29 protein-coding genes and 1 pseudogene are annotated in these 26,981 nt (G+C 61.1%); 19 read left to right on the top strand and 11 right to left on the bottom strand.

The genetic code is table 11. The features are described 5' to 3' along the window. Positions 1 to 99: 99 nt before the first annotated feature. Positions 100 to 444: a helix-turn-helix domain-containing protein gene (locus LOY26_RS12875; RefSeq protein ID WP_186665323.1), complete on the top strand. Its 345-nt coding sequence runs from the start codon at positions 100 to 102 to the stop codon at positions 442 to 444. After that, positions 444 to 1,658 carry a type II toxin-antitoxin system HipA family toxin gene (locus LOY26_RS12870; protein WP_258714859.1) on the top strand — a complete coding sequence of 405 codons (1,215 nt, stop codon included), beginning with the start codon at positions 444 to 446 and terminating at the stop codon, positions 1,656 to 1,658. Before LOY26_RS12875 ends, LOY26_RS12870 begins: the two co-directional genes overlap by 1 nt. Positions 1,659 to 1,755: 97 nt before the next feature. On the opposite strand, the gene LOY26_RS12865 is transcribed toward LOY26_RS12870, so the two are convergent. From LOY26_RS12865 to LOY26_RS12850, 4 genes are all read right to left on the bottom strand, one after another. Beyond that, the gene (locus LOY26_RS12865) at positions 1,756 to 2,994 is read right to left on the bottom strand and encodes an MgtC/SapB family protein (RefSeq protein WP_186653272.1); all 1,239 of its coding nucleotides are present in this window, start codon (positions 2,992 to 2,994) and stop codon (positions 1,756 to 1,758) included. Continuing rightward, on the bottom strand, positions 2,994 to 3,800 hold the full coding sequence (locus LOY26_RS12860) for a helix-turn-helix domain-containing protein (RefSeq protein ID WP_258714858.1): 807 nt from the start codon (positions 3,798 to 3,800) through the stop codon (positions 2,994 to 2,996). Before LOY26_RS12860 ends, LOY26_RS12865 begins: the two co-directional genes overlap by 1 nt. 1 nt (position 3,801) lies before the next feature. Continuing rightward, positions 3,802 to 3,990 carry a hypothetical protein gene (locus LOY26_RS12855; protein ID WP_186653269.1) on the bottom strand — a complete coding sequence of 63 codons (189 nt, stop codon included), beginning with the start codon at positions 3,988 to 3,990 and terminating at the stop codon, positions 3,802 to 3,804. An 81-nt stretch (positions 3,991 to 4,071) separates the two neighbouring features. After that, positions 4,072 to 5,145: an NAD(P)-dependent alcohol dehydrogenase gene (locus LOY26_RS12850; protein WP_186653267.1), complete on the bottom strand. Its 1,074-nt coding sequence runs from the start codon at positions 5,143 to 5,145 to the stop codon at positions 4,072 to 4,074. A gap of 191 nt (positions 5,146 to 5,336) precedes the next feature. Between LOY26_RS12850 and LOY26_RS12845 the strand changes: the two genes are divergently transcribed. Then, entirely contained in the window at positions 5,337 to 6,263 is a 927-nt protein-coding gene (locus LOY26_RS12845) for a universal stress protein (protein ID WP_186665317.1), read from the top strand. A gap of 26 nt (positions 6,264 to 6,289) precedes the next feature. On the opposite strand, the gene LOY26_RS12840 is transcribed toward LOY26_RS12845, so the two are convergent. After that, positions 6,290 to 6,838: a GNAT family N-acetyltransferase gene (locus tag LOY26_RS12840; RefSeq protein ID WP_186665315.1), complete on the bottom strand. Its 549-nt coding sequence runs from the start codon at positions 6,836 to 6,838 to the stop codon at positions 6,290 to 6,292. A gap of 184 nt (positions 6,839 to 7,022) precedes the next feature. Between LOY26_RS12840 and LOY26_RS12835 the strand changes: the two genes are divergently transcribed. From LOY26_RS12835 to LOY26_RS12825, 3 genes are read left to right on the top strand one after another with little or no spacing between them, the layout of a single operon-like run. Continuing rightward, positions 7,023 to 7,949, top strand: coding sequence for a universal stress protein (locus LOY26_RS12835; protein WP_309475614.1), 927 nt, complete (start codon positions 7,023 to 7,025; stop codon positions 7,947 to 7,949). Then, on the top strand, positions 7,940 to 9,307 hold the full coding sequence (locus tag LOY26_RS12830) for an MBL fold metallo-hydrolase RNA specificity domain-containing protein (protein ID WP_186665311.1): 1,368 nt from the start codon (positions 7,940 to 7,942) through the stop codon (positions 9,305 to 9,307). The genes LOY26_RS12835 and LOY26_RS12830 overlap by 10 nt, the downstream gene beginning before the upstream one ends. A gap of 19 nt (positions 9,308 to 9,326) precedes the next feature. Beyond that, complete coding sequence (locus LOY26_RS12825) at positions 9,327 to 9,989, top strand: hypothetical protein (RefSeq protein ID WP_077068405.1); 663 nt, start codon at positions 9,327 to 9,329, stop codon at positions 9,987 to 9,989. On the opposite strand, the gene LOY26_RS12820 is transcribed toward LOY26_RS12825, so the two are convergent. Next, the gene (locus LOY26_RS12820) at positions 9,968 to 10,537 is read right to left on the bottom strand and encodes a GNAT family N-acetyltransferase (RefSeq protein ID WP_033697883.1); all 570 of its coding nucleotides are present in this window, start codon (positions 10,535 to 10,537) and stop codon (positions 9,968 to 9,970) included. The genes LOY26_RS12825 and LOY26_RS12820 overlap by 22 nt on opposite strands. 108 nt (positions 10,538 to 10,645) lie before the next feature. Continuing rightward, positions 10,646 to 11,071 carry a potassium channel family protein gene (locus tag LOY26_RS12815; RefSeq protein WP_033697881.1) on the bottom strand — a complete coding sequence of 142 codons (426 nt, stop codon included), beginning with the start codon at positions 11,069 to 11,071 and terminating at the stop codon, positions 10,646 to 10,648. Positions 11,072 to 11,308: 237 nt separating this feature from the next. On the opposite strand from LOY26_RS12815, the gene LOY26_RS12810 reads away from it, so the two are divergent. The 7 genes from LOY26_RS12810 to LOY26_RS12780 are packed head-to-tail and all read left to right on the top strand — an operon-like array spanning position 11,309 to position 17,582. Further along, the gene (locus LOY26_RS12810) at positions 11,309 to 11,986 is read left to right on the top strand and encodes a thermostable hemolysin (RefSeq protein WP_186653247.1); all 678 of its coding nucleotides are present in this window, start codon (positions 11,309 to 11,311) and stop codon (positions 11,984 to 11,986) included. After that, entirely contained in the window at positions 11,976 to 13,439 is a 1,464-nt protein-coding gene (locus tag LOY26_RS12805) for an AMP-binding protein (protein WP_258714856.1), read from the top strand. Before LOY26_RS12810 ends, LOY26_RS12805 begins: the two co-directional genes overlap by 11 nt. Before the next feature lie 8 nt (positions 13,440 to 13,447). Then, on the top strand, positions 13,448 to 14,128 hold the full coding sequence (locus LOY26_RS12800; protein WP_258714855.1) for a TenA family transcriptional regulator: 681 nt from the start codon (positions 13,448 to 13,450) through the stop codon (positions 14,126 to 14,128). Continuing rightward, a complete protein-coding gene (locus tag LOY26_RS12795; RefSeq protein WP_186653236.1) occupies positions 14,115 to 14,921 on the top strand; it encodes an SDR family oxidoreductase in 807 nt (268 codons plus the stop codon). Before LOY26_RS12800 ends, LOY26_RS12795 begins: the two co-directional genes overlap by 14 nt. Beyond that, positions 14,918 to 15,559 (top strand): hypothetical protein, encoded by a 642-nt coding sequence (locus LOY26_RS12790; protein WP_258714854.1) that lies wholly within the window; start codon positions 14,918 to 14,920, stop codon positions 15,557 to 15,559. The genes LOY26_RS12795 and LOY26_RS12790 overlap by 4 nt, the downstream gene beginning before the upstream one ends. A 2-nt stretch (positions 15,560 to 15,561) precedes the next feature. Then, positions 15,562 to 16,224, top strand: coding sequence for a response regulator (locus LOY26_RS12785; RefSeq protein WP_033697875.1), 663 nt, complete (start codon positions 15,562 to 15,564; stop codon positions 16,222 to 16,224). After that, positions 16,221 to 17,582, top strand: coding sequence for an ATP-binding protein (locus LOY26_RS12780; RefSeq protein ID WP_186653230.1), 1,362 nt, complete (start codon positions 16,221 to 16,223; stop codon positions 17,580 to 17,582). Before LOY26_RS12785 ends, LOY26_RS12780 begins: the two co-directional genes overlap by 4 nt. 241 nt (positions 17,583 to 17,823) lie before the next feature. Here LOY26_RS12780 and chrA read toward each other — a convergent pair whose 3' ends face one another. Continuing rightward, positions 17,824 to 19,041 (bottom strand): chromate efflux transporter, encoded by a 1,218-nt coding sequence (gene chrA / locus LOY26_RS12775; RefSeq protein ID WP_258714853.1) that lies wholly within the window; start codon positions 19,039 to 19,041, stop codon positions 17,824 to 17,826. Positions 19,042 to 19,253: 212 nt separating this feature from the next. Between chrA and LOY26_RS12770 the strand changes: the two genes are divergently transcribed. From LOY26_RS12770 to LOY26_RS12755, 4 genes and pseudogenes are all read left to right on the top strand, one after another. Continuing rightward, positions 19,254 to 19,814 (top strand): hypothetical protein, encoded by a 561-nt coding sequence (locus LOY26_RS12770; protein WP_033697871.1) that lies wholly within the window; start codon positions 19,254 to 19,256, stop codon positions 19,812 to 19,814. A gap of 99 nt (positions 19,815 to 19,913) precedes the next feature. Then, the gene (locus LOY26_RS12765) at positions 19,914 to 20,441 is read left to right on the top strand and encodes a chalcone isomerase family protein (protein WP_186653209.1); all 528 of its coding nucleotides are present in this window, start codon (positions 19,914 to 19,916) and stop codon (positions 20,439 to 20,441) included. 36 nt (positions 20,442 to 20,477) lie between these two features. After that, positions 20,478 to 20,651, top strand: a pseudogene (locus LOY26_RS12760) (DUF3833 family protein); the annotation flags it as partial. Further along, positions 20,648 to 20,953 (top strand): DUF6482 family protein, encoded by a 306-nt coding sequence (locus LOY26_RS12755; protein WP_016486281.1) that lies wholly within the window; start codon positions 20,648 to 20,650, stop codon positions 20,951 to 20,953. The pseudogene LOY26_RS12760 and the gene LOY26_RS12755, both read left to right, overlap by 4 nt. Before the next feature lie 1,476 nt (positions 20,954 to 22,429). Here LOY26_RS12755 and LOY26_RS12750 read toward each other — a convergent pair. Genes LOY26_RS12750 through LOY26_RS12740 form a run of 3 tightly spaced genes read right to left on the bottom strand, consistent with a single transcriptional unit; the run spans position 22,430 to position 25,010 of the window. Next, positions 22,430 to 22,756, bottom strand: coding sequence for a putative quinol monooxygenase (locus LOY26_RS12750; protein ID WP_186653159.1), 327 nt, complete (start codon positions 22,754 to 22,756; stop codon positions 22,430 to 22,432). Positions 22,757 to 22,775: 19 nt separating this feature from the next. Beyond that, positions 22,776 to 23,948 (bottom strand): L-dopachrome tautomerase-related protein, encoded by a 1,173-nt coding sequence (locus tag LOY26_RS12745; protein ID WP_186653157.1) that lies wholly within the window; start codon positions 23,946 to 23,948, stop codon positions 22,776 to 22,778. A gap of 54 nt (positions 23,949 to 24,002) precedes the next feature. Continuing rightward, positions 24,003 to 25,010: a zinc-binding alcohol dehydrogenase family protein gene (locus LOY26_RS12740; RefSeq protein ID WP_186653154.1), complete on the bottom strand. Its 1,008-nt coding sequence runs from the start codon at positions 25,008 to 25,010 to the stop codon at positions 24,003 to 24,005. Between the two features lie 106 nt (positions 25,011 to 25,116). Here LOY26_RS12740 and LOY26_RS12735 point away from each other — a divergent pair, with 106 nt between their 5' ends. Further along, positions 25,117 to 26,007 carry a LysR family transcriptional regulator gene (locus LOY26_RS12735; protein WP_186653151.1) on the top strand — a complete coding sequence of 297 codons (891 nt, stop codon included), beginning with the start codon at positions 25,117 to 25,119 and terminating at the stop codon, positions 26,005 to 26,007. Positions 26,008 to 26,356: 349 nt separating this feature from the next. Beyond that, positions 26,357 to 26,905, top strand: a complete 549-nt coding sequence (locus tag LOY26_RS26885) for a hypothetical protein (RefSeq protein WP_309475611.1) — start codon at positions 26,357 to 26,359, stop codon at positions 26,903 to 26,905. The last annotated feature ends 76 nt before the right edge of the window (positions 26,906 to 26,981 follow it).

The raw sequence follows: 26,981 nt of genomic DNA, 5'->3' as shown, positions 1-26,981 counted from the left end.
GTTAAAGCTTACGATTTCGAGCTTTATGTTCATCGTAACAAACCGTAATGCGTGCTATGGTTTGCCTTATGAGACTTAATGTTAGTACTGGTAGACTTTATGGATGACTTTTTCCCTGTCGCCTGCGTCGATACTCTTAATAAAATAGGGCTTCTGGTGAAGGCAAGGCGCCTGTCGCTCGGTTTGCGTCAAACAGACCTCACGGCAGCAATCGGCGTCTCCGCGCATACCCTTCGCAAGATCGAAGGCGGCTCCGCACGCGTGGACCTGCGTTCTTTCATGCTGGTGTTATGGCGCCTGGGCATCAGCGACACGGTCTTCGCCTCGCTGGAGGGCATTGAAAAAACCTCCCAGATCACCCGCTTCAGTGATGACGACGATGGCCACCAGCGCCTAGCATCCCGCCGCGTGCGGCTGGCAAAACCCAAGCCCGAGGAATTCTGATGTCCCGTGCCTACATCTATATGGAGCACCCCGAGACGGGTGAGGTCATCACCCTTGGCCGGCTGACCCTCAAAGGCAAGCTTGGTGAGTTCCTCTATGCGCCTGACCATGTGGCGCAGGGCGGCTGGGTACCCGACCCCATCAATTACCCCCTGCGTGCCGAGCCCTACACGGGGATCGCCAAGAACCGCGGCATACCCGGCTTCATCAATGACGCCATGCCTGATGGCTGGGGCGAGCGGCTGCTGCATAGGGCGTACGGCCAGGAACTGGGCACCCTCGATTTCTTGCTCAAGTCACCGAACAACGACCGCGTCGGCAACCTGATGGCCGGCGGCGCAACCACGCCCGCACCTGGCCTGGGCGACGGCGCGGTACCCACCTTGAAAGGCCTGGCGAAATTCGTCGCCGCGTGCGAAGCGGTGTACGACGGCCAGCTCGACGCCGAGTCGGTAGCAACCCTCAACGTCCGCCAACAGCGTTCCGCCCTGGGCGGCGCGCGCCCCAAACGCACGCTGCAGGACAACGGCATGCTGATCCTGGCCAAGCCCCGTGATCGCTACGACCACTACGACCTGCCCTCCATCGAATATGCCTGCATGACCTTTGCAGCAGGGCAGGGTTTGAACGTGGCAAAAACCGCGCTGCATGCCGAAAACCCTTCAACCTTGCTGATCGAACGCTTCGACCGCACGCCAATTGCGCAGGGCGCCCGGCGCATTCCCATGCTCAGCGCATTGACCCTGCTGGATTCAGAATGGAACGGCGCACACCATCGGGATTGGCGCTACGCCGCCGTAGCCGATGAAATGCGCCGGCGGGGCGTGCCCGATGCTGATCTGCAGGAGCTGTTCAAACGCATGTGCTACAACGCTCTGGTGGGGAACTCTGACGACCATCCACGCAACCATGCAGTGATCTGGGTGGCAGGCGGGTGGCGTCTGTCGCCGATGTACGACGTACTGCCCATGCTCGAAGAAGGGCCGGCACAAACCTTGGCCATGGCTGTTGGCCGTGAGGGCAGCCAGATCAGTCGCGCAAACCTGCTCAGCCACCACGCTCACTTTGCCCTGACGCGGGAGCAGGCCGAGCAAGTACTGGACGAAGTGGCGGGCTGGGAGCCGGCATTGAAGGCGCATTACCAGCATTTGCTTGCGGGGGAAGACCTGAGGATGGCGTGTGAGGCGGCGAGTTCGGTGCGGATGCTCAGCTGAGCGAGTACGGACTGTTTAATCATTAAAAAACCCAGCAGCAGGTACCTGGCTTAGCATTTTCGGCGCGCGCCAAACGGTAGCTGTTCGGACTGATGTATCAGATCAACAACGCAAGCCATAGCGTGCCAAGAATGACGAGCTGAGCCGGAATGAGGTGGCGAGCGAACGAAGATCCGCCGCCGCTCCATGCCAGTACGCATTTGGTCACGGTATTCCCTGTGAGCGCCATCATTGCCGGTAACATCAGGTCGGCACTTTTCAGCTGGCCTGCAGCAACGAGCGAAGCGACCGAAGCAGTTGCGGCATGCGCATCGCCCAAGCCACTGATAAAGGCAGCAATGCTGACCCCCTTGTGACCAAGGTGCTCGAGCAGAAACGCCGAGAACAATGCAATGCAGGTAATCGCTAGCGTGATGAGCAGTGCTGTGAACAGGCTGAAAGCACCGCTGCCAGGCTTGGTCGTGGGGCCGGCTGGCACAGGGCGCCAAGGCGCCAGCAACAGCACGCCGTAAATGAGCGTGACCAGTATACCGAGACCTATAGATGGCCAGAAAGGGCGCAGCAAGCGCACGTCGACAACGCCAAGCACCAAACCAAACTGGACAAGGGTGGCGAGGTTGGACAGCACCGCCGCAGCGGCGAACGCGCGCATGAACGTGTCCTGCTTTCGTGCTTGATGGCCAAGCACCGCAATGGTCGCCGAGCCAGAGGCAAACCCGGATGCGATCGCACTCAGGGCCAAGCCATAGCGTGGCCCCAGCAGGCGCATGGCGATATGCCCTAGCGCACCGACTGCCATCAGTAACACGACCAGCGTGCAGATCACCCGCGGGTTCAGTACCCCGTAGGGGCCAATGAACCGGTCCGGCGTCAACGGCAGCACAACCAGCGCTACTGTGAGGAGCAACAAGCCATCGCGCAGTTCGGCCTCGCTTAGTTGCTGCAGCACGAAACGGTGAAGCTCACGCCTGAGGGCCAGCAGTATGGTGAGTACGATACCGATGGCGGTTGCCAGCTCGGGGTGTTCGACTGTCAAGCCTCCCAACACCAACACCAGCAGCAAGGCGATTGCGCTGGTAATGTCCGAATCTTCGTCGGGTTTTGTGCGGTGGTAAATGGCCAACAGCAGCGCTATGCCCACCAATGCAACGCCGACCAGAACCGGGCCAGCCATTACATGGCAGACATAGCCCATCAGGGCGGTGATTGCGAAGGTTCTCAAACCCGCTGCGGCGGGAGCCTCACTGTTGACCTTCTTGCGCTCCCGCTCAAGGCCAACCAGCATGCCGATGCCCAATGCCACGGCCCCGTGAGCCAAGTTCACCAGGTCGAGCATCAGGTCTGCACCGGGGCGATGGCAAAGCTGCCTTGGGAACCCAGTTCGAGCGCGATCAGCGCTGGCATGTCGAGGATCTCCACCCGCCGGCCGTGCAGGTTGACGATACCCAAACTGCGTAAGTGAGCGACCGAGCGGCATATGGTTTCCAGGCGCAGCCCGAGGTAGGAGGCGATGTCTTCGCGAGACATGCGCAACACGAAACCTCGGGATGAATAGCCGCGGCTGACGAAGCGGCGGGAAAGGCTCAGCAGGAAACTGGCAAGCCGCTGCTCGGCAGAGAGGTTGCAGAGCATCAGCACGCGCTCATGCTCGCGGATAATCTCCCGGCTCATTAGGCGGTTCAAGCTCTGTTGCAGCGCGGGGAAATCACGCGCCAGGGCTTGCAGGCGATGATAGGGCACCGGGCACACTTCGCTGTCTTCCAGGGCGATGGCATCACAGACATGAAGCTCGGTGGCTATGGCATCTAGCCCCATTACGTCCCCTGGCATCCAGAAGTTGATGATCACACCCTGACCTTCGGCGTTGTTCAGGTTCGTTTTGAAGCTGCCTGAGTGCACTGCATACAGGCTACTCAAGGGCACATTTGCGTTGAACAGCGCAGCCCCCTTCCTGACCCGGATACGAGGGCCGATCAGTGTGCCGAAATAACTGTTGCATTGCATGGGCAAACCCGTGGGCAAACACAAGCCGCTGACCCGGCACTCACTGCACGGGCATGTCAGTGGTTTGAAATGAACGGGCCGTGGTTTGCACGTTGGTGCAGGCTGCCCGAGCAGCTGAAAGTCGGTCAGGCCCGACATTTCATGCCTCCTTCGCAGGTCTGAAAGCGACGGTGGTGATCTTGTACAGTGAATGAGGCGCGTTGAGGCGGGCGGTCAGCACGCCCACGAACCGTTCGGCTTCTATGGGTGTTCTGAAACTCACCCGCCACTCGTCCATGTGTACCCACCAGCGATTGTCGTTGGCGCTTTTCTCGACGTAGACGTTCATCGGAACCTCCAGTGCATGCATGAGCAAGGGACTGCCTATCGATAGGGGGCAATGGCGTCCTTGCCGACGGCGTGGCGAGGTTCAGGGCGTGATCGCCACCTTCATCACGCCGTCGCGCTGGTTGGCGAACAATTCGTAGGCAGCTTCGATATCATCGAGCCGGAAACGGTGGGTGACCAAGGGGGAAACGTCGACGCGGCCACTGGCAACCACCGCCATCAACCGGCGCATCCGCTCTTTGCCGCCGGGGCACAGTGTGCTCACGATGCGGTAATCGCCAAGGCCGGCAGCGTATGCATCCACGGGGATGCGCAGGTCGGCGTTGTACACGCCCAGGCTGGACAACGTGCCGCCGGGGCGCAGCACCCGCAGTGCCCATTCGAAGGTGGCCTGGGTGCCTAGCGCTTCGATGGCTACATCTACGCCACGGCCATCGGTCAGCGCCATGATCTGCGCCACCACGTTGCCTTGCTTGAAGTCGACTACGTGTGAAGCCCCCATTTCGCGTGCCACGCTGATGCGCGCCGCCACGGTGTCCACGCCGATGATGGTGGTGGCACCCAGCATTTTGGCGCCGGCGACCGCGCACAGGCCGATCGGGCCCAAGGCGAACACGGCGACGGTATCGCCGATTGTCACGCCCCCGCGTTCTGCACCGGAAAAGCCAGTGGACATGATATCGGGGCACATCAGCACGTGTTCATCGTTGAGGCTGTCAGGAATGGGGGAGAGGTTGGCCATCGCGTCCGGCACCCGCACGTATTCAGCTTGGCAACCGTCAATGACATTGCCGAACTTCCAGCCACCGATGGCCTTGAAACCATGCGCCGTTCCGGCGCCGTCCTGGGCGCCACAGCCACACAGGCAGGCATTGCTGTAGCCGCTTGGGGTGATGGCGCCAGCGATGACGCGTTGCCCTTCGTGGAATCCGCGAACCTCTGAGCCCAGTTTTTCGATGACACCCACTGGCTCGTGGCCGACGGTCAGCCCTTTGGCCACTGGATACTCGCCACGCAAGATATGCACATCGGTGCCACAGATCGTCGTGGTGCTGATGCGCATCAGCGCATCTAGCGGGCCGATCTCAGGGATGGGCTTGTCTTCCAGCACGATGCGGTTCTTTTCGACATAAATGGCCGCTTTCATGAGTGCCATGGCATGCCTCCGGGGCATCGCTGATTGTTAGCAGCGTGCGCCTAAAAAGCGTGTAAGTCTTGATCCGTGTCAATTTTGCGTCAAACGGCGGCAGCCGTTGATCAGTGCCCTCTGACTTTTGATAAACATCAAACCGCACAGGCGCCGCTGTCAGATCATCAAGGTACTCATCGAGCCCGCAGAGGTGTGCCATGACCAACCCGCAACGACTTCTTCTGATCGCATCGCCCTTGATGCGCCGCACGCCGGTGTATGACCGTGCGGCGGCCCTGGCCAAAGCCAAGGGTATGCCATTGCACATCGTCGCCTTTGACTACCTTGAGGGCCTGGCCACTGCCGGCCTGGTCAACGACCAGGCGTTGGCGGTCATGCGTGAGGGCTATGTTCAGCAACACCGTGCATGGCTGGAAACCCAGGCACTGTCGATGCGCCGCAACGGCGTGACAGTAACCACGGAGGTTTTGTGGGTGCAAAATCCGCTGGACGAGATCCAGGTGCATCTGCGTGAGCAGCCCTTCGCCCTGCTGATCAAGGGGCTGGAGCATGAGCCGTGGTGGATGCGAGCCATGTTCACCTCGCTCGACGTGCAGTTGCTGCGCGACACCCGAATTCCCCTACACCTTGTACACAACGCCAGCAATGCCCTGCCGCGGCGGATACTTGCAGCGGTTGACCTTTCTCGCCCGGAGGATCAGTTCGAAGGCTTCAACGACCATATCATCAGCGAAGCTCTCAAGATGGCCTTGCAATGCAACGCCCAGATCGAACTGCTGTATGCCTACGATATGAGTTCCATGTACCTGGACACCGAAGGCAGTCGGGAACATTCATTCCTGTTCGATTCGAACCTGTCACGGACACTTCACGAGGCTCAGGCCGATGCCTTCCAGGCATTGGCCGAACGCAACGGGATCCCCGCCGAGCACCGCCACATGCGGGTGGGGGACCCGACCAAGGTGCTGGCGCTGTTCATGGACAACAACGATATCGATGTGCTGGTGATGGGGAGCTACCACCATCATGGTATCGGCTGGTTTATCGGCAGTACGGCCGAGCGCATCCTGCATCGGCTCAGCAGCAGTGTTCTGGTGATCTCGCCCGAGCATTCGCAAGGTTGAAGTGCAAGGCCCGCAAGGGCCTTGTTTCAGGCGCGCAGGTCAAGCTCATGGAGGATTTCGCTGACATCGCCGCCCAGGTAGCGCGAACTGAAGCCCAGCGCCTTGGTCAGCCGGTGCATGGCGTAGTTGCTCGACAGGTCCCTGGACACCATGCACTGGTAGCCATTGCGCCGAGCCGCTTCGATCAGGTGCTGCAGCAACAGCTTGCCCAGCCCTTTGCGTTGCCATTGTTCACTGACAGCGACGGCACATTCGCAATTGTGGCTACCCGGGGTCGCGGCATAGCGGCTTACGCCAAGCTGATGCAGCTGGCCATTCGCATGGGCCAGCGCTACGTAGGCCATGCGCTGGTGACCGTCAACCGGCATCAACTGCGCGTCAAGGCCGGGCAAGCCACCGCTGAGTCCGGCGAGAAAACGAAAACGCCGGGCCTCATGGCTGATCGTGCTCACAAAGCGCCTGTCCCGTTCGTGATCATCATCGCGCAGCGGGCGAATCAGCACGGCTGTGCCGTCAGCAAGGGTGTCTACCCAGTGTTCGCTTGTGTCTTCGGTTTCCAGCAACTGATTGTTCATAGGGCCTCCAGAGGGCCTGATCAACGTGGGCTGTACTGGTTGTACCGTGAGGCGTCGGTACGGTTCTGACATTGATCAAGTTGGTGCGCGGGTGATGACTTTCTGATCTGCATCAAGCGCTGAAGGGTAGGGCGCTCGAAAATCGATGCTACTTGCCATCGCCGCGTGCGGCCGGAGGTTTCCCATGGGTCAGTATCGACAACTGCTGGTGCTGCTTACAGCCATAGACCCGCACTCGGCGGCTCTGCGCCGGGCACTTGCCCTGGCGCAGGTCAGCGGCGCAGCGGTGCATATCGTTGGGCTGTTCGAGCCGTACGAGGCGCATTCTTTACACCAGGAGCGGCTGAACGAAGCCGAGCTGCAGCGCCAATACGGGCTCTATCGCAAGCAGCTTGTGGAACTGGTCGAACATCACCGGTCCAGTAATACCTATCTGACGGTGGATATCGTCAAGGCAGAAGACCTGCGCGACCAGGCAGCCGACTACATCCGCGAGCTCAAGCCCGATATGGTCATCAAGGACACCGAAACAACACCGGCACTGGCCCGGTTTTTCGGCACGCCGCTGGACTGCGCGCTGATGCGATCGTACCAAGGCTTGATGCATTTCGTGCCCCGGGCAGCCGCGTCCTTGCCCAAACGCATACTGATAGCCGTGGACACCGCCTTGCACGATGAACCCGATGCCCAGATGCTATTCAATCGCGCCCTCATCCGGGCAGCCGATGCGCTGGCGCTGCAATGCGATGCGCAGGTGCACCTGCTCTCGGCATATGACCTGGTTGGTGTGTTTGCCCCGGACATGCTGGTTGCGCAGACCTGGGTCGAGGAGATGCGTGATGCCTTGCAGGTGTCCTTCGATGCATTGGCCGATGCCGAAGGTGTGCCCCTCGATTGCCGGCATTTCAAGGAAGGCGGGGCAGTGCACGTGATCCGGGAGCAGGTAGCGGCCCTAGATATCGACGTACTGGTCCTGGGGGTAGTGCAGCCCAAGGGTTTGAGCAAGCTGCTGGGCGACACCACCGAACGTATGGTGAGCGATCCACCGTGCAGCGTGCTGACCGTTCATCCCTGCGTGATCGACACCTGGGAGCCACCGCCATGCAACTGACCTTTTTCGGCGGTACGGGCACGGTGACGGGCAGCAAGTTCCTGCTGACGCGTGATTCGACACGGGTGCTGATCGACTGCGGGCTTTTCCAGGGCTACAAGCAACTGCGCTTGCGTAACTGGGAGCCACTGCCAGCGGCACTGCGTGCGGTCGATGCGGTGGTACTCACCCATGCCCACTTGGACCACAGCGGATACCTGCCGGTGTTGGCGCGCGAAGGCTTCTGCGGGCCTGTATATGCCACCCCTGCGACCTGTGCCCTGGCTGAAATCCTGTTGCTCGACAGCGCCCGGCTGCAGGAGGAGCAGGCCGAACATGCCAATCGTCATGGTTATTCCAAGCATTCGCCGGCCCGCCCCTTGTACACCGAGCAGGATGCCAAGCGCGCACTGCAGCTGTTCAGGCCCGTCGCGTTGCACCATCGCACCCAGATCGCGCCCGGTATCGAACTGTTGCTGCGCACGGCCGGGCACATTCTGGGCGCGGCGACCGTGCAACTGACGGTAGATGGCCAGACGCTGGTGTCATCAGGCGATCTGGGGCGGCCCCACGACCCCGTGATGCGCGCGCCCGAGCTGATCGGTGCGGCCGATGCGCTGCTGGTGGAATCGACCTATGGTGACCGTTCGCACCCTGCTCAGGCTCCGGAGCGTTACCTGGCCGATGTGATCAACCAGACCCTGCTGCGCCATGGCATCACGCTGGTACCGTCATTTGCCATTGGCCGTGCGCAACTGTTGATGTACTACCTGTACACGCTCAAGCGCGACGGGCTGATACCCGACATACCCGTGTATCTCAACAGCCCGATGGCGATGGATGCCACGGCCCTGTACCAGCAGTTCAGGCGTGAGCACCGCCTGACGGCGCTGGAGTGCGCGCAGATGTGCAAAGGCACACAGATCATCCGTACGGTCGATGAATCCAGGCACCTGGATCAGCTGCGCGAACCTGCGGTGATCATTGCCGCAAGCGGCATGGCCACGGGGGGGCGGGTGTTGCACCACCTCAAGGCGCTGGCGCCCAATCCTCATAACAGCATCCTGTTCTCCGGCTTTCAGGCAGGCGGTACTCGGGGTGCCGATATTGTTGCCGGCGCGCGCAGCGTGCGCCTGCATGGCGAAGATGTGCCGATCCGGGCGCAGGTCTTTGCCATGGACAACCTGTCGGCGCATGCCGATGCGGACGAAATCATGGAGTGGTTACGCGGGTTCACCCGGCCACCGCGGCAAACCTACGTCATTCATGGCGAACCGCATGCTGCGGACACCTTGCGTCGACGGATAAGCCTCGAGCTCGGCTGGCAGGTGTGCGTGCCCGAGCACCTGGAAACGGTTGCCATAGACCCTGTGCGCTAGCACGGTGCTGGAGGTTCTCATGAATATGCAAGCAAGGGCAAAGCTCAGGGCCTGGGTAACACGTCCCAAGGGCAGCCTTGGATGGATCGCGGCAATTGCCACGCTGGTGGTTGCCGCCTCGGTGTATCAGGTGCTGGGCCCGGCCTGGCGGCTGCCCATGCGTGCCCCGGTCATTGTGCTGGCAGTGCTGGCGCTGAGCGCGGCGGTCGGGTTGGCCGTGCAGCGCTGTTTCAAGGGCGCTGTGGGCGAGACCATTTTTTCCGAGCAGGGCACAGGTTGGCAAGCGAGGCTTGCCTTGATCCGGGGTGTGGCCAGAGAGTCGAACATTATGCTGGGCATGCTGCTACTGTTCGCCGTGCTGGGCATAAGCACACTCGTGCTCGCCAGCCGTTCCGTACAAGGCATTGTGAGCGGGTGCGAGACCCACTTGCAGGCACAGATTGATCTGCCAGAGGATCGAGCGTTCGCCGCACTGGTGGCCAAATCGGTCTGCCAGTGCCTGGCGCAAACGTTTCTGGATCGCAACGGCGTCATCCGGCTGGCCCTGTTCAATACGCCGTTGCTTGAAGTCAGGGCGTTCGAGGGGGTGACCGCGGCCGATGAGCGGCAGTGTCTGGAGCAACTGGACCTGCTGCCGGAGGCCACCGCTGCGGCATCGCCTCAGGCCAGCGAAAGCCGGTGAATCAACTGGCTTGGGTCATCCGGGTCTCTGGCGCTGGTAAACCCTGCTGCCTGAGCCAGGTCGCGCATCGCCACATTGGCCGCAGCGTCCATGGAATACATGTGCCGCAGGCCCTGGGCGCGTGCGTGGTCGATCAGGTGCTGGAGCAGCAATGTACCCAAACCGTGACGCTGCCAGCTATCGAGGACGGTGACGGCGCACTCGCATTCTTCACTACCCGATCGGGTCGCGTAACGGGAAATACCAACCTCCTGCAGTTCACCGTCGACATGGGCGAGGGCCACATAGGCCATATGCTGGTCGTGGTCGACGACCATCAGTTGATCCAGCATGGCTTCGCCAGGCTCCGTGAGTTGGCACAGGAAGCGGAAGTGGCGCGACTGTGGCGACAGGCGTTCGATAAAGTTCTTCTCGCGCTGGCGGTCTTTGGGCTGCAAAGGCCTGATCAGCACATGGGTGCCGTTGTCGAGCGCTTCGATCCAGTGTTCGCCGGTGGTGGCAGGAAATGACGCTGCGGCGTGGGGGCGGGGTGTTTCGGCGGATGCCATGGCAAGCCTCCTTATATTTGGGGGTGTACAAAGGAGGTACAGTTTCAACGCGGCGCCTTTTGCGTACTTGATAGTTGTCAATTGCCGCGCTGATTTCCCCACGCCTCGCTACTTGGTCTTCCAGTACTTCTGCATTTCCAGAAACAGAAAGGAGGCCGTCCAGGTGATCATCACCAGGCCCGTCAGCGCCTGCAGGCCTGTGAGGTATTTGAGGTCGCCACTTGGCGCGATATCGCCAAAGCCGATGGTGGTGTAGGTGGTGAATGAGAAGTACACGCAGTCCATGAATGTGCCATCGAAGTTGCCGCTCAGCGTACCCCAGCCTTTGGCATTGGCCATCAGGTAATAGGCCAGGGCAAAGCACCAGACTTCCAGTGCGTGGGCCGCCAACGCGCCGAACACCCCGATGACGATGCGAAACCGGCTCCAGAGCTTGAGCCGCGGTAGCCAGTCGTTCAGGCGTAGCAGGCATTCGTAATGAATCACCACCACCAGCATCACGACCAGCGCGTTGATCAGTGTGACGGTTAACATTGGTGGCTCCCCTGTGGCCCTGACAGAAGTTTGGCCGATAAAGGCCATCGTGTCGGTTCTACGCTTGAACATCACGGGGTGATTGATAAAGGTCAGTCAGTGGCCGCTCTTATCGCGCTGGCTTCTGTCTCCAACGATCAGCACGCGCCCTGCGACCAAGGTCGAATCCTTGACTTCAGATTCCCTTCAGATTGACCACTGATACTCACCCCATCAAGCCCAAACGGGGGGAGTTTCATGACCCAGTCTCAGTGGAGCAGCCTGCTCCCATTGCCTATCGGCAGCCACGTCGACAATCACGCCCACTTGTCGCTTCATCTGCACAAGGACCCTGGCCGCGATGAGCTGGAACACTTCATTCATCAGTGTTTTGCCAGCGTGCACCACGCTGATGTGCACCATTACCTCCCAGAACTGCTGGCGCTGCACGACAGCCATGGTCGGCTGGTTGCTGCCGCAGGCTTGCGCCCGGCCAGCAGCGGGCCGCTGTTTCTCGAGCACTACCTGGATGAGCCGCTGGAAGCTGCAGTTTCACGCGTAGCAGGCTGCCCCCTTGAGCGTGAGTGCATGGTCGAAGTCGGCAACCTGGCCTCGCTCAGTGCCGGTAGCGCGCGAATCATGATCATAGCGGTGACCTGGTTGCTGGCCACACGGGGCCTGAAGTGGGTGGCGTTCACCGGCGCGACGACGCTGATCAACAGTTTCCGGCGCCTGGGATTGGTGCCATCGGTACTGGCGTCGGCCGACCCGGCTCGGCTGAATGGGCAGGTGGACCAATGGGGTAACTACTACGCTCAGCATCCGCAAGTCTTTGCCGGCAGCATCGGTCATGGCTTCGATGCCTTGAGCAAGGCTGGAGTGTTCCAGCGCCTGGGATTACCTACGGCCTTTCAGGAGGCTGGCCATGCCGCATGAACTGGAGCGCTTTCATCAACTGCTGGTCACGTTTGCCCGCGATCACGCTGACGCCATTGCCGTGCAAGGGGCGACCGAGCGCTTCACCTACAGGCAGTTGCTGGCAGAGGTGGGGTTACGCACCCACAGATTGCGTACGTGTTCGCCAGGCCCTCTGGTACTGGCGCTGGATAACAGCCCGCAGTTGCTGTTCTGGGATTTGGCGGCGCTGTTTGCCGAGCGTCCCTGTGTAATCGTCCCGTCGTTCTTCAGTGTTGCCCAGTTCAGCCATTGCATTGAGCAGAGTGGTGCCAGCCATGTGCTGTGCGACCCGCAATGGCACGGTACGCTCGCCGAGCTGGGGTTCGCTCAGCAGGACGTGTTCTGGGTTCGCGAGGCAGAGCCCGCTGCAGCGCTGCCTGCCGGCACCGCCAAGATCACCTACACCTCCGGCAGTACGGGCAAGCCCAAAGGCGTGTGCCTGTCTGTCGAAGCCCTGTTGCGTGTCGCCCGGGAACTGGAGGTGGCCAGCCGGCCCTGTGAACCTCAGCGTTACCTGGCGGTGCTGCCGCTTGGTGTGCTGCTGGAAAACCTTGGGGTCTACGCCGCATTGATGGCCGGGGCGAGTCTGCTGCTGTACCCCCAGGCGCAACTGGGCATGGGCGGTGCAAGCCAGGTCGATTTCAAGCGCTTGCTGGGGGCTATCGCCCTGAGCGGCGCGCAGAGCCTGATTGTGGTGCCACAGCTGTTGATGGGGCTGATCACTGCCATCGAGCGCGGGCTGATGCAGGTGGGGGCGCTACGGTTCGTTGCGGTCGGCGGTGCCCGGGTGGCGCCCAGCTTGCTGGCCCGCGCCGAAGCGATCGGCCTGCCGGTGTTCGAGGGCTATGGCCTGTCCGAGTGCGCTTCGGTGGTGGCCTTGAACCAGCCGGGCGCAGCCCGCCGAGGCAGTGTCGGCAAACCGCTGCCCCATGTGCAGGTGCGTATCGCCGAGGACGGGGAGGTGCTGGTGGCGGGCTCGGTGTTGCTCGGCTATCTGGCGGAACCACCTGTTTGCGATAGCTGGTGGGCCACCGGCGACCTCGGCCATTTCGACGAGGAGGGCTACCTGTACCTCGATGGCCGCAAGAAACACCAGTTCATCACCAGCTTCGGGCGCAACGTCAACCCGGAGTGGGTGGAGGCCGAACTGACCCAGAGCGGCGTGATCGCCCAGGCGTTCGTGCATGGCGAGGCCCTGCCAAAGAACCTCGCATTGCTCTGGCCGCTGGACCCCGCTACCCCCGACACCCTCATCGACCAGGCTGTGCAGCATTGCAATGCCGTGCTGCCGGACTACGCCAGGGTCCATGCCTGGCGTCGCCTGCCGTGCCCCTTGTCCAGTACCGAAGACACCCTGACCGCCAATGGCCGCCCGCGCCGCGAGGCCATCCTGCGGCGTTACCACTCCCTGTTATCCGATATCCCGTTGTGAGGTCTGCCATGTCCTTTTTCGATACCCTGCAAATGCAAACCAGCCAGGAGCGTCAGGCCCTGTTCGCCGTGCCGATCATACGCGATGCGTTGGCCGGGCTCGTCAGCCTCGACAGCTATGTGGCCTTCCTGACCCAGGCATACCACCATGTACGCCATACCGTGCCGCTGATGATGGCGTGCGGGGCGCGCCTGCCTTCGCGCCTGGAATGGCTGCGCGGCGCCGTCTGCGAATACATCGAGGAAGAGTACGGCCACGAGCAGTGGATCCTCAATGACATCAATGCCTGCGGTGGCGACTGGGAAGCGGTACGCGACGGTCGCCCGGCACTGCCGATCGAGCTGATGGTCGCCTACCTTTACGACATCATCGCCCGCGGCAACCCGGTCGGGCTGTTTGGCATGGTAAATGTGCTCGAAGGCACCAGCATTGCCCTGGCCACCCAGGCCGCCGGCACGATCCAGAGCACGCTGGCGTTGCCCGACAGGGCCTTCAGCTACCTCAGCTCCCATGGCGCGCTGGACCAGGATCACATGGTCACCTACCGGCAGTTAATGGACCGCCTTGATGATGCTGACGACCAGCGGGCTGTGATCCAAGCGGCCAAAGTGGTTTACCGGCTGTATACCGATATGTTCCAGGGGCTGCCGCGTGCGGGCCTGCAAGAGGTGCGTCATGCGCTTGCCTGAGTGTGTAGTGATACTCACCGGCGCCAGCGGAGGCATCGGCCTGGAACTGGCCGAGCAGTTGTGCGCAGCCGGTGCCCGGGTACTGGCGGTGAGCCGGCAGATGGGCAAACTCGCCGGGTTGATGAACCGTTATCACGACAGGCTGCTCTGGCAGTCGGCCGATCTGCGCAGCCATGAGGGGCGCGAGCAGGTGCTTGCCCGTGCCCAGGAGATGGGCGGGGTCAACGTCCTGATCAATGCCGCGGGCGTGAACCGTTTTGCCCTGTTCGATCAGATCGACGAGCAGGCGCTGGACGAGTTGCTGGACATCAACCTCAAAGCCGCCCTGCAACTGACGCGTGTGTGCCTGCCGCTGCTACGCGCACAACCCAGGGCACTGGTGGTCAACGTCGGTTCCACCTACGGCTCGATCGGCTACCCCGGCTATGCCACCTACTGCGCCAGCAAGTTTGCCCTGCGCGGCTTCTCGGAGGCGCTGCGCCGCGAGCTGGCCGATACCTCGGTGAATGTCATGTACGCCGCCCCCCGGGCAACACGCACCGCGATGAACAGCACCGCTGCCACGGCGCTCAACAAGGCCCTGAAAGTCGGCATGGACGACCCGGCAGATGTGGCCCGCGCTGTGCTCAAGGCCGTGCAGTCAGAGCGCAGGGAGCTTTACCTGGGCTGGCCGGAAAAGCTCTTCGTACGCATCAACGGCATGTTGCCCGGCGTGGTCGACCGTGCATTGCGCAAGCAACTGCCGGTGATCCGTCGTTACCTCGCTAGCCATTCCAAGGAGTCGATCAAATGAAACGTCTGTTCATCGCTGGCTTGCTGGCATTCGCACCGCTCACCTGGGCGCTGAACCAGGCCGGCAGCCAACAATTGGCTAACTTGCAGCAGCGCTGGGCGCAGATCCAGTACCAAACGCCCAAAGACAAACGCGCCGATGCGTTCGAGAAACTCGCAGCCGACGCTTCTACGCTGGTCCATCAGCATCCGGGCTCGGCCGAACCCTTGATCTGGGAGGGCATCATCAACAGCAGTTGGGCGGGTGCCATCGGCGGCCTGGGGGCGCTGGGCAAGGTCAAGTCGGCCAAGGCCAGCCTCGAAGAGGCGATGAAACTCGACCCTAATGCCCTGCAGGGCTCGGCTTATACCAGCCTGGGCACTTTGTACGACCAGGTGCCGGGCTGGCCCATCGGGTTCGGTGACAGCGACAAGGCAGACACTTTATTGCGCAAGGCGCTGCAAGTGAACCCCAACGGTATCGACAGCAATTACTTCTGGGCCGATCATCTGTTCCGGCAAAAACGCTACGCTGAAGCCACCGCCGCCCTGGAAAAAGCACGCCAGGCGCCGCCACGGCCAGGCCGCGAGCTGGCCGACCAGGGCCGGCGTGGCGATATCGATGCTTTACTCAAGGCCATCAAGGACAAACAGGACTGAACATGCGGCTGCTGCTGGTTGAGGATGATACCGCCCTGGGCGAGGGGATCTGCGACGGGTTGCGCCAGGAGGGCTACACCCTCGACTGGTTGCGCGATGGCCTGAGCGGGCTGCATGCCCTGCAACACGAAGTGTTCGACCTGGTGATCCTCGACCTCGGGCTGCCGCGGTTGGGCGGCATCGATCTGCTGCGACGGGTGAGGGCAGGGGGCAACAGCCTGCCGGTGCTGATCCTCACTGCCCGCGATGCGACCGAGGACCGTATCTCTGGCCTGGATGCCGGTGCCGACGACTACCTGGTCAAGCCTTTCGACCTCAACGAGCTCAAGGCTCGCCTGCGCGCCTTGCTCAGGCGCAGCGCCGGCCGGGCCAAGGTGCTCATCGAGCACGCAGGCGTAAGCCTGGACCCTGCCACTCAGCAGGTGCACTACAACGGTGTGCCCGTGATACTGACGCCCAAGGAGTATCGCCTGCTGCACGAGTTGCTGGCGCAACCGGGCAAGGTGTTCACGCGTGAGCGGCTGACCCAGCTGCTGTATGGCTGGGACGAGGAGCCTGAGAGCAACACGCTGGAAGTGAACATCTATCACCTGCGCAAGAAACTGTTCAACGGCCTGATCCGCACGGTGCGCGGTATCGGTTATCTGGTCGAGGGCAAGGTATGAGCTCGCTGCGCCAGCGCACGCTGTGGCGGGTGATGGTGCTGATGCTGCTCGGCACCGGCTTGTTGGCGTTGTACAACTATCACGACAGCCGACGCGAGATCAACGAAGTCTACGATGCTCACATGGCTCAGAATGCCCGGCTGTTGCAGGGAGTGATGAGCCTGCCGGTGCAGGATGGCAACCGCGAAAAGCTGTATCAGGCATTCGACGAGGCGCTGGGCAAGGCCGGGCGCCACCGTGTGGGCCACCCCTATGAGAGCAAGCTGGCGTTCCAGGTGTGGGGGGAGGGAGCACGGTTGCTGGTGCACACCCCCAGTGCACCGACCCTCGACGCACCGCCTACGGCGGCGGGCTTCTACGATTTTGCCAGCGGTGGCGAACAATGGCGCGGCTTTGTATTACCGGTACCCGAAAAACAGTGGGTGATCTGGGTGGGTGAGCGCGACGACGTGCGTTACGACCTGATCGACCGCATCGTACGCCATACCCTGTTCCCGTTCCTGCTCGGCAGCCTGGGCTTGGCGCTGTTGGTCTGGGCGGCCATCGGCTGGGGGTTGCGCCCGTTGCAGAACATGGCCGATGTGATTCGTGCGCGCCATGCCGACTCCCTCGAACCCCTGCAACTGGTGCCGTTGCCGACCGAGCTTGAGCCCATGCAGGCGGCTATCAATCGCCTGCTTGCGCAGATCGATGACCTGCTGCGGCGCGAGCATCGGTTCATTGCCGACGCCGCCCATGAGATGCGCACGCCCCTGGCGATCCTGCGCCTGCATGCGCAAAACGCACAGGCCGCCAGTACCGATGCCGAGCGGCAGAAAGCCCTGGGCTTTTTAATTGGCGGTGTCGACCGGCTGACCCGGGTGGTCAACCAGTTGCTGACCCTTGCCCGCGTCGAGCCGCGCCTCGGTCAGCGCGCCACCCGTGTCGACTTGGGCGAAGTGGTCACCGATGTGCTGGCGGATCTCACACCCTGGATACTGGATCGCGGCCTGGAGCCCTCGCTGGATCTCAGCGAAGGTGACCATGCCCTGATGATCGACTCCGGAGCGCTGGGCATCGCCTTGCAGAACCTGGTTTCCAATGCGGTAGAGCATTCACCGCCTGGCGGGCGTATCACGGTATCACTCAGGCGCCTGGCCAATCGCTTCGAACTGGTTGTCGAAGATGAAGGGCCAGGTCTAGACGAGGCGAATCTTGTGCGGGTATTCGAGCGCTTCTATAGCCGCAATAGCCCCAATGGCGCAGGGCTGGGGTTATCCATCGTGGCCACTATCGTCGAGCGGCTGGGGGGGCAGGTGCGCCTGGAAAACAGGGCCATTGGTGGGCTGGCTGCCATCGTGTCGCTTCCCTTGCAGTGAGCGGCCCGATACTGTCTTTAAGGCCCTTAGGTTCTGTACGAAAAGTAGGGTCATTCATCGTTGTGGGAGCGGCGGTGCGGCGATCCGACTTGCCCCGCGATCTGCCGCAACGCGGCAGCAAAGCCTGAGTTCGCGGCTTCTTTGACACCATTTGATGTCGGGTACAGGAGCGCTTCGCACTCCATCGCGGGACAAGTCGGATCGCCGCACCGCCGCTCCCACAAAACTTTTCGTACAGAGCCTAAAAGGTGCTGCTCAGCAGCCAACCGAATACGCCGCAGCCCAGGACAACCAACCACGCAGGCCACTTCCAGAACATCAGGGCCATCAAGGCGATCAGCGCCCATGCCAAGTCTGCTGGCTTGGCTATGGCGCTCGTCCACACCGGTTGGTACAAGGCTGCCAGCAGAAGCCCGACCACGCCGGCGTTTACACCGGCAAGCGCTGACTGGCTGCGGGCGCTGCGCCGCAGTGTTACCCAGAAGGGAACTACACCGACCACCAATAGGAAGGAGGGGGTAAAAATGGCGAGAATGCCAACGGTCGCGCCCACCCAGCCGGACGGCTGCACGCTCATGGATGCACCCAGGAAGGCTGCAAACGTGAACAGTGGGCCCGGTATGGCCTGCGTCAGGCCATAACCTGCGAGAAAGGTGTCATTCGCGACCCAGCCATTGGCCACTGTGGCCGATTCCAGCAACGGTAGAACGACATGCCCACCGCCGAATACCAGCGAGCCTGCGCTATAAAAGGCGTTGATCATTGCCAGTGCTTGCGAGGGCCAGATGCGGGTCAATAGCGGCAAGCCCACCAACAAGGCAAAGAACATTACCAGCGCAGCCAGCCCGGCCTTTCGGCTGAGTGAAAACGGCAGCTCTTCCCCTGCCGGGGAGCCCGGAGGCTTGAGCAGGATCAAGCCTGTGATGGCCGAGCCTGTGATCACGGCTATCTGCCCGACTGCGTTGGGCCACAGCAGCGCGGTACAGGCAGCGAACAGGGCGATGGCTACCCGCGCGAAATCGGTGCAGAGGCTACGTGCCATGCCCCATACGGCCTGGGCCACCACGGCGACTGCGACGATTTTCAGGCCGTGCAACAGGCCACTTGGGGCGCCACCTCCCCATGCCCCCAGGCCCTGAGCACACAGCGTCAGCAGGAGGGCCGATGGCAATGTGAACCCAGCCCACGCAGCGACAGCGCCCGGGTACCCCGCCCGTGAAAGGCCCAGCGCGATGCCCACCTGGCTGCTGGCGGGGCCGGGAAGCAGTTGGCACAGGGCGACCAGCTCGGCATAACTGCGTTCACTGAGCCATTGGCGGCGCGCTACAAATGCTTCACGAAAGTAACCCAAGTGCGCAATGGGGCCACCGAAAGACGTCAGCCCCAGGCGCAAGAACACCAGAAACACCGACCAGGCAGAGTCGCTGGGCTTCACGCCGCAGTGAGTGCGTTCTGACAAGACAGGCTCCTTGGGTAAGTGACGCTGCAGTTTTTGGTGGGGAACAGCCAGCCTTGAAGGTTGCTTTGGCGCGTAGCCCCAGCGCCGCCCGCGCGGCGCTCGGTTTCACCGGCACTAAAATCCTGCGACAAGCCCCATAATCCGTACTCATTTGTGCAAAGTTTGCTGTTCGCCGCCTACGCTGTCCAGAGTCTTGGTCAGCAGGAGGCACCATGAGCAATTTCCCTATCGTTGCTACCGTCCTGTCTATGGTCTTGGGCCTTTCTGTCACGCGCCTGCTTCTGGGGGCGCTGACCGTCTTCCGTATCCGTCGCACCGCTGCTCCAGACTGGGTGGCTCTGGTCTGGGCGGTCATGCTCTTCACCACCCAGATGGATTTCTGGTGGGCGGTCAATTCGCTGCCGCAAGTCAGGGCGACCTTCTCGTTCCAGGAGTTCTTGCTGTTGGTGCTGCTGGCTCTTGCGCTGTTCGTTTCCTCGGCGCTGATGTTGCCTAGCCGCAGCGAGGACGAGCGTGAAGGGCTTCGTGTGTACTTCGAGCAGGATGGCCGCTACGCGCTGCTGTTCCTGTCGGGCTATTACCTGCTTGGGTTCATCGTCAACATTCTGTTGTTCGGCGTTTCGCCCATGGCGCTTTGGGGCGCCTTTGACGTGGTCATGATCATGATCCCGCTGTGTGTGTTTGCAGCCAGCTCGCGCAAGGCCTATGCGCTGCTGACCGTGGCATTCGTACCTCTTAATATTGCGGACCTGATCATATCGCTAGTGGCGTGACCGAGGTCTTGCGCTGTGCATTAAAATCTATGCATTGCGAGCACAATATCTGTACAAAATGCTATTGTTGTACAGTATTTACGCGTGCTTGAGGTCAGTATGGCGCACCGTGCTCGTTGGACTTGCCTTTGTCTGCTACTGGCGGCCTTTTCGGCGGTGGCGGGCTGGCGAGCGGAGCTGCCTGGGGCGCAACGGCTGGGGAGTGGTGAGTTCACCTGGTTTGGCCTGCGTCTTTACACAGCACAATTATGGACAGCAGGGCCAGTTCATGACTGGAGCCAGCCTTTCGCCCTTGAGCTCCTCTACCACCGTTCGTTGTCCAGGGACACCTTGGTACAGGCCAGCCTTGAGGAAATGCGCCGCCTCAACGGTGGCAGCATAACGCCGCAACAACGCACGGCGTGGACCCATGGGATTGAAGAGGCATTCGTGGATGTGCGCCCCGGCATGCGCATTACTGGCTTGTACCTGCCGGGGCAGGGGTGCCGCTTTTACGTCGACGGTAAATTCAGCCGCGATATCGCCGACCCGGTCTTTGCCAGGGCGTTCTTTGCCATCTGGCTCGACCCCGGAGCCCGGGATACACAACTGCGCCAGCGCCTGCTTGGGCTGGCTGGCAACGACTGAGGAACATGTACAAAGTGCTGTTGCTGGTTTCCTAGGCGTTACCAGCTGGACCTGCCAGTTGACGGGCGGCACTGGCAGGTAGACCTGGACGACTGGATGTACCTCATGGATGACGACAGCCTAATCAACCGTTCAAGCATGAGCAAGCTGGGCGTTGAGATCGCCCAGATCACCCTGTTCTTCCGCCGCCTGCCAGAGGGCACACCATGAACCTGATCGCGCTTACCCAGCTGGTCTCGACCGGCGAAGCAAAGGAACTTGAACTGCTGTCGCTGGAGGGTGGTTTCTACCTCCTGCGCGCCTTGACCGACGCCGGCCCCGTGACATTGAGCGATGCCCATGGGCAGCCCGTTCGCGTGCGCTCCACTACCGAGCTGCGGCAGCTGTTGGCCGACCTGCCACCCGTGCCCTGCATGCTGGTACAGCAGGTGGTGCATGATGAGATGTGCGGGCAACGTGACGGCCCCATTGCGCCGCTGCGCGTACCGGTAACGCTCACCAGCCAGTGGTAGCCTGAACGATGCGCCTGGGCCCGCCCGCGATGTTGTTCTGATGGCGGAAGTGGAGGGTAAGGCCCGCTAGGTGCCGCCTTTGCGTGATTTGCTCTCGGAGAGCGAAGGGGTGGCTATAGCTGTGTTTGAGGGGCAGCGTCGGGATCATTTGCCGCAGCCATATATAACTAAACTAAATGAATATTTAGCATAGTTATTCATTGCAGGCATATAAAGGGGCAGGGTAGTCCATGCCGAGGTCGCGTCACTGGGCCTACGCATTGCTCCAACCCACACCCTTTATTTATCGCATTTTTCCTTGGATGCACCGGGTAGATGCGCAAGCAGTTTTCCCCTTGAGCGCGCGTCGTCAGAAGGAGAAGTGCCATGTCCTACGCTATCTTCAGTCTTATCAAGCAGCAGGCCAAAGCTCTTTCCAAATCGGAAGGAATTTCGCTGTCCTCGGCTCAAGAGCTATTCGCTCAGAGAGCGAAATTCTAAAATTTTCATGACCTTACCACTGTAGCCACGCGTAATCCTGACGATCCTCGGCTTGGTCGTGCCGCCTTTGGCGTCAACGACCTCAAGGACGCCATTCGGGAAGATGATCTGCCGTCTCAGCTTGACAATTTGTTGGAGGACGCTACCTCAGAAGCCTGGGCCGACATGAATGCGTCCGACTTTCGAGTGACCTCCTTGAAAATCACCAGCGCTAATTACGATTCAGGCTCTAGGAAAGCTGGGCCAGGTTCAACATCATTCGTCGTTTCGACAGTTGGTCTTTCGATGAAGAGACTCCGTTTGAGGTCGTTGACAGCATCACCGACAGCGACCTTGATCGGGAGCACGAGCTGGAGTACCAGTATGATTAGCATCTGGTCGAGAAAGCCGCTTAGGCTAAACGGGACATGACATAGCCGTTAACAGGTACGGCGGGTGTTGCTACTAGCAATACCTGGTGCCGGCCGAACAGGTCGGATTTTTTCGCGTCCGCGAAAATTGTACTGCGATCTGGCTTCCAATCTGGCCAACACACGCCCCGGCAGCTCCATACGAAGGTGCGCATAATGCATATTATGTTAAATTGTGTGTCTGGAGGTGCGCTTTACCAATATCACCAGCGTCGGTAATCATTAGAAATGTGATGCGTTCACGAAATTATGCGGAAACGCCCCCTCGCCATCTTGGATGCCTTGCCAGCCATATCCTCCGCAGGCATTCATGGACAGCGCAGCGAGATTAGTAGCCAGTCCGCGCACCGCAAAAGCCGCTACACCTCATGAACGACTCTGTATGGGATCAGTCGAGGCCGACGTCATTCAGGACACCGTCAGCCGTACTCAAGAGCACCTCTGTGCCGTAACGCATCAAGAGCTACAGGCAGCCTTGCCTTGCTAACAACAGCAGCTCTGCCTTTGCGCCCCACACCTCAACTAGCTTGGAGGCACGGGCCTGGATGAATTGTCTGCGCTTGACCGGTCGCATTGCCTGTCCCCCTCAGGGATGGGGCGCAACGGCAGACGAAACCGGGTCAAGGAAGATCAATTGCAAGGGCTCCGCCAACAGCTGGTCGGCCTGCTCGGCAAAACGCTGGAAGTGTGCGGTGGCCAAGTGCGTGTCCAGGGCCTGCTGGTGGTCGAACGCTTCGCGCATGTAGAACGTCCCGGGCTCGTCGCTGCGTTCGAACAGCATGTAGTCGCGGTTGCCGGGCTCCGCTCGGGTTGGCTCAATCAAGGCCAGCAAGGCCGCTTTCAGTGCCGGTGCCTGGCCTTGCCTGGCCTTGAGGATGGCAAGGGAAAATAGGGGTTGATCCTGTCGGTTCATATCGTACTCCTGCAAGTGCTCAATGGGTCGGTGCCGGCGCCGCATCAATCTTCAGACGCATCAAGGCATAGGGTTTCTGCCGCAGGTCCCGCCCACCCTGGAATAACGCCTGCCGGTGAAGTTGGTTGGCAATGAAATACAGGTAGCCGTCCGGCCCGATCGACAGGGTGTCGGGCCAGAGCAGTCGCGGATCATGTACCAAAGTCTGCCAGCGCCCGTCCGGCCAGCGCTTGCGGATGGCGTTATGCTCGTAATCGCCGGCATAGACAGCGCCCTCGGCGTCGGCCTCCATTCCGTCGGAGGCGCCCTTTTCACCGAGGTCCTTCACGGCTGCGGCGAGTTGTATCTCGCTGATGGCAGGATCGCGCAACAAGGCGGTGGAAATGGCATACAAGTGCCGGCTCGACAGCGGTGTGAAGTAGAGCGTCTGGCCATCGGCCGACAAGGCGATGCCATCGGACGCCACCGACAACGGTTTCGAGGTGCCATCTGGCTGGCCAGCCATCACTGGCGTTCCCTCGACCACTGGGATGAAGTCCGGTGCCACGGAGGTCGAGGTGGCGCCACTGAGGCGCCGCGTGGCGCGTCCGCTGGCGATGTCCATCACGATAATGGCACCAGGACCGCGGAGCGAAGAGTCAGTCACATAGACCGTTCCTTCGGCACCGTGGCGAAAGTCGAAGCGCATGTCATTGACGTAGGTACTTGGCAGCATCACGTTTTCCGGGAACACCAACCGCTTGACGATCCGGTTGTTTGCCAGATCGACGGCGATCAGCTTCGCGCCTCCTGGGCGCGGCGACTTGAACCCCGGTGCCGCAGTGTCCAGCAGCCAGACGCGGCCCCGGCCGTCGGCCACCACGCTCTGCACGCTTATCAGCCCCTTTCCGGGGTCCTTCGGGTCCTCTTGATTCACCGACAGGTCCGGAAATGGCCGGATCTCGCCGTCCCGAAGCTCGCCGACGGTGAAAGGCACCTTGTCGCCCCATCGCGGATAGTTGACGAAGATGCGCCCGGTCTCGGTGACGGTAACGCCTGTCGGCATGGCGTCATAGAATGCATGGACCTGTTCGAGCGTACCGAATGCCCGCTCTGCAGGCGCATGCGGAGAAAGCGCGTCGGCATCGATAACCTGCGCAGAGGACATACCTGCCGTCAATGCTGCGCAGAGAAACACGGTTTGTTTAAGCATGCTTGCTCCTGGCGGAACGGATCGGCCGGTCCGCCGTTGTCTGTCAAATAGGCCTCAAAAGCCTTCCAAAACGATCTTGCCGCACGCCTTGCCACTCTCGATCAGCGCATGGGCACGGCGCATGTTGGCGGCATTGATGGCGCCGAAATGCTCGCCCAGGGTGGTGCGCAGGATGCCTTGGTCGATCAGCCCGGCGACGCGCTCGAGCAGTTCGTGCTGGCGCACCATGTCGTCGGTTTCGTAAAGCGAGCGGGTGAACATCAACTCCCAATGCAGCGACAGCGACTTGCGCTTGAGCGGCATGACGTCCAGGGTCTGCGGGTCGTCGATCACGCCCAGGCGACCTTGTGGTCGCAGCACTTCAACCAGTTGCGCAAAGTGCTGATCAGTATGGGTGAGGCTGGCGACATGGCTGACTGACTCGATCCCCAAGGCCTGCAGTTGCCCTTGCAGCGGCGCACGGTGATCGATGACGTGATGGGCGCCCAGTTCGCGCACCCAGTTGCCGGTCTCGGCGCGGGAGGCCGTGCCGATAACTGTCAGGCGGGTCAGTTGCCGGGCCAACTGCACCAGCATCGAACCGACGCCGCCGGCAGCGCCAACGATCAGCAGGGCATCGCCCTCCCCGCCGCCTTCCATGATGCCCAAGCGATCGAACAGCAGTTCCCAGGCGGTGATGGCCGTCAGCGGAAGCGCGGCTGCCTGTGCTGCACCCAGGCTACGTGGTTGATGCCCGACGATACGTTCGTCAACCAGGTGATATTCGCTATAGCTGCCGGGCCTGGCGATGGAACCTGCGTAGTAAACCTGGTCACCTGGCTTGAACAGGGTCACCTGCCGCCCGACCTCACGGACGATACCGGCCGCGTCCCAGCCAAGTATTTTTGGCTCACGCATGAAAGTGCCGGCGCGCACCTTGGTGTCAACGGGGTTTACCGACACGGCTTTGACCTCGACCAGAAGGTCCCTGGGCCCAGGGCTGGGTTTGGGCATGAAGATGTCTTGAAGAGACGCTGGGTGCTCAATAGGCAAGCCGTTGTGGATGAAACTGATCGCTTTCATAGGCACTCGCTACTGGATATGGTTTGATTCGTGAACCCAGTCTGGCGTGTCCGGCCCTTGGGAGAAACGGGCCCTACCCGTGAACACTTTCATTGCAGGAGTGATAATGATCCGTCTCGACGACCTGAGCATCTTCGTTCGCAGCGCCGCGCTGGGCAGCTTTACCGCGGCGGCCCACGAGGCCGACCTGCTGCCCGGCCAGGCGGCCGAGGCAGTCAAGCGCCTGGAGCGTGAGCTGGATGTGCGGTTGTTTGCACGTACCACGCGCAGTTTGCGCCTGACAGCCGAAGGCGAGCAGTACCTGCCCTCGGCCCTGGTCGCCCTGGAAGCTCTCAGGCACGGGCGCGACAACCTGCGTCAGGAAAGCGCACAGCTCAGCGGAACGTTGCAGGTGGCCGCCCCCTCCGATCTGGGGCGCAACGTGCTGTTGCCCTGGCTCACGGCGTTTCGCCGAGAGCATCCACAATTGAACCTGCGCTTCTTTCTCTCCGACCAGATCGCCGATCTGTTCCGCGATCCGGTGGATGTCGCGATCCGCTACGGCCTGAACGCCGACGCCAACTATATAGCCCTACCACTGGCGCCTTGGAACCGTAAGGTGCTGGTGGCCTCGCCCGAATACCTGGCGCAGCAAGGCACCGTGCAAGCCCCCGAAGACCTGCCCGAACACCAGTGCTTGCTGTACATGCAGCAGGGCCGGGTCTACGACAAATGGCAACTGGGAGCGCAAACCGTCCAAGTGCGTGGCGCCCTGCTCTGCGATGACGCTGATATCGCCAGGCGCTGGGCGGTAGCCGGCGAAGGTATCACCTACAAATCCTGGCTGGATGTGAGCGACGACGTGCTGGCGGGACGACTCGTCGTACTGTTGCAGGATCACCCCGGGCCGACCATGCCGCTGAGCCTGGTGTGCCCGCACCGCAAGCAGTTGTCGCCTGCGGTGAGGCAGTTGCATGCCTGGTTGTCTTGCCGCTTCGCCGGGCTCGAGCGCGACTGATCAAATGGAATCTTGAGATCCACCACCTGCGTTGCCACGGGATGTGCAATTTGCCAATGTTGGCGATGTATAACCGGGTGTCCAATGGTGCCGTAGCAGAGGCTTGAGTCGTGTGCAGGGAAACTCGCATGTACGGGCGGATGAGAGCAACCGTCTGACTACCCGACAATCAGATCCGACCGTGGGCGTTTGGCCGTTCAAACTGGCCACTACCACCTATACTGCCGAAGCACTGTCGGCGAGGTGGCGACAAGTCGTTTCGCCCCGCCTCAGGCCTGCGCCCGCTGTCGTATGACCATGGCGCTTGTGCAGTACGTGCAACCACTCTCAAACGGAAGGAGAATGTCGCATGAATATGAACAAGTTTTTGCTGGGAGCTACCACGTTACTGTTTGCCACCGTGGCCAGTGCTGATATTCCGCAGCTCAACTACGACTGCCCGACTAATATCGCCGTGCATGCGGATCAGGGCGGGCCGGTGTTCATCAATGGCAAGGAGGCCAAACTGAAGAAATTTAATGACAACGCCTATGAAGCTAAGGGCTCTGGCGTGGTGATTTCCCTCACGCGGAATCCAGATGAATCATGGGACTTATCCTATACCGGTAAAGGCGGGGCCAACGGGGTTTGCAAGCCAGCGACATCAGGTGCGGCGAGTGCCAGTAGCGCCAATGGCACATCTACCACCAGCAAGGCGGAGAAAGCCTGCCTGGCCGAGGTGGCGAAGATGACCGGCGTGGCCGTCAGCAAACTTTCGGTGACCGACGTCATGACCGCCGAAGCGGGAATTGGCGTGACAATCAACGTACCTGACGCGGACGCTCCTTGGTCGTGCCTGTCCGATGCCAGTGGCAAAGTCCAAGGTGCAAGTTATACCGGATCTGAAGGCAATCTCTGAATCGCACCCAACAGGGCGATAATGAAGAACGTCCAGTCATTGAGTATATGTTGGTGAAGGCAAAGTCCAAAATAGC

This window comes from Pseudomonas sp. B21-047, from assembly GCF_024748775.1.
In the GTDB taxonomy this organism is placed as follows: Bacteria; Pseudomonadota; Gammaproteobacteria; order Pseudomonadales; family Pseudomonadaceae; genus Aquipseudomonas; species Aquipseudomonas capeferrum.
Note: the sequence above shows the minus strand (reverse complement) of the source record. Positions and strands in the feature narration are given on the sequence as shown.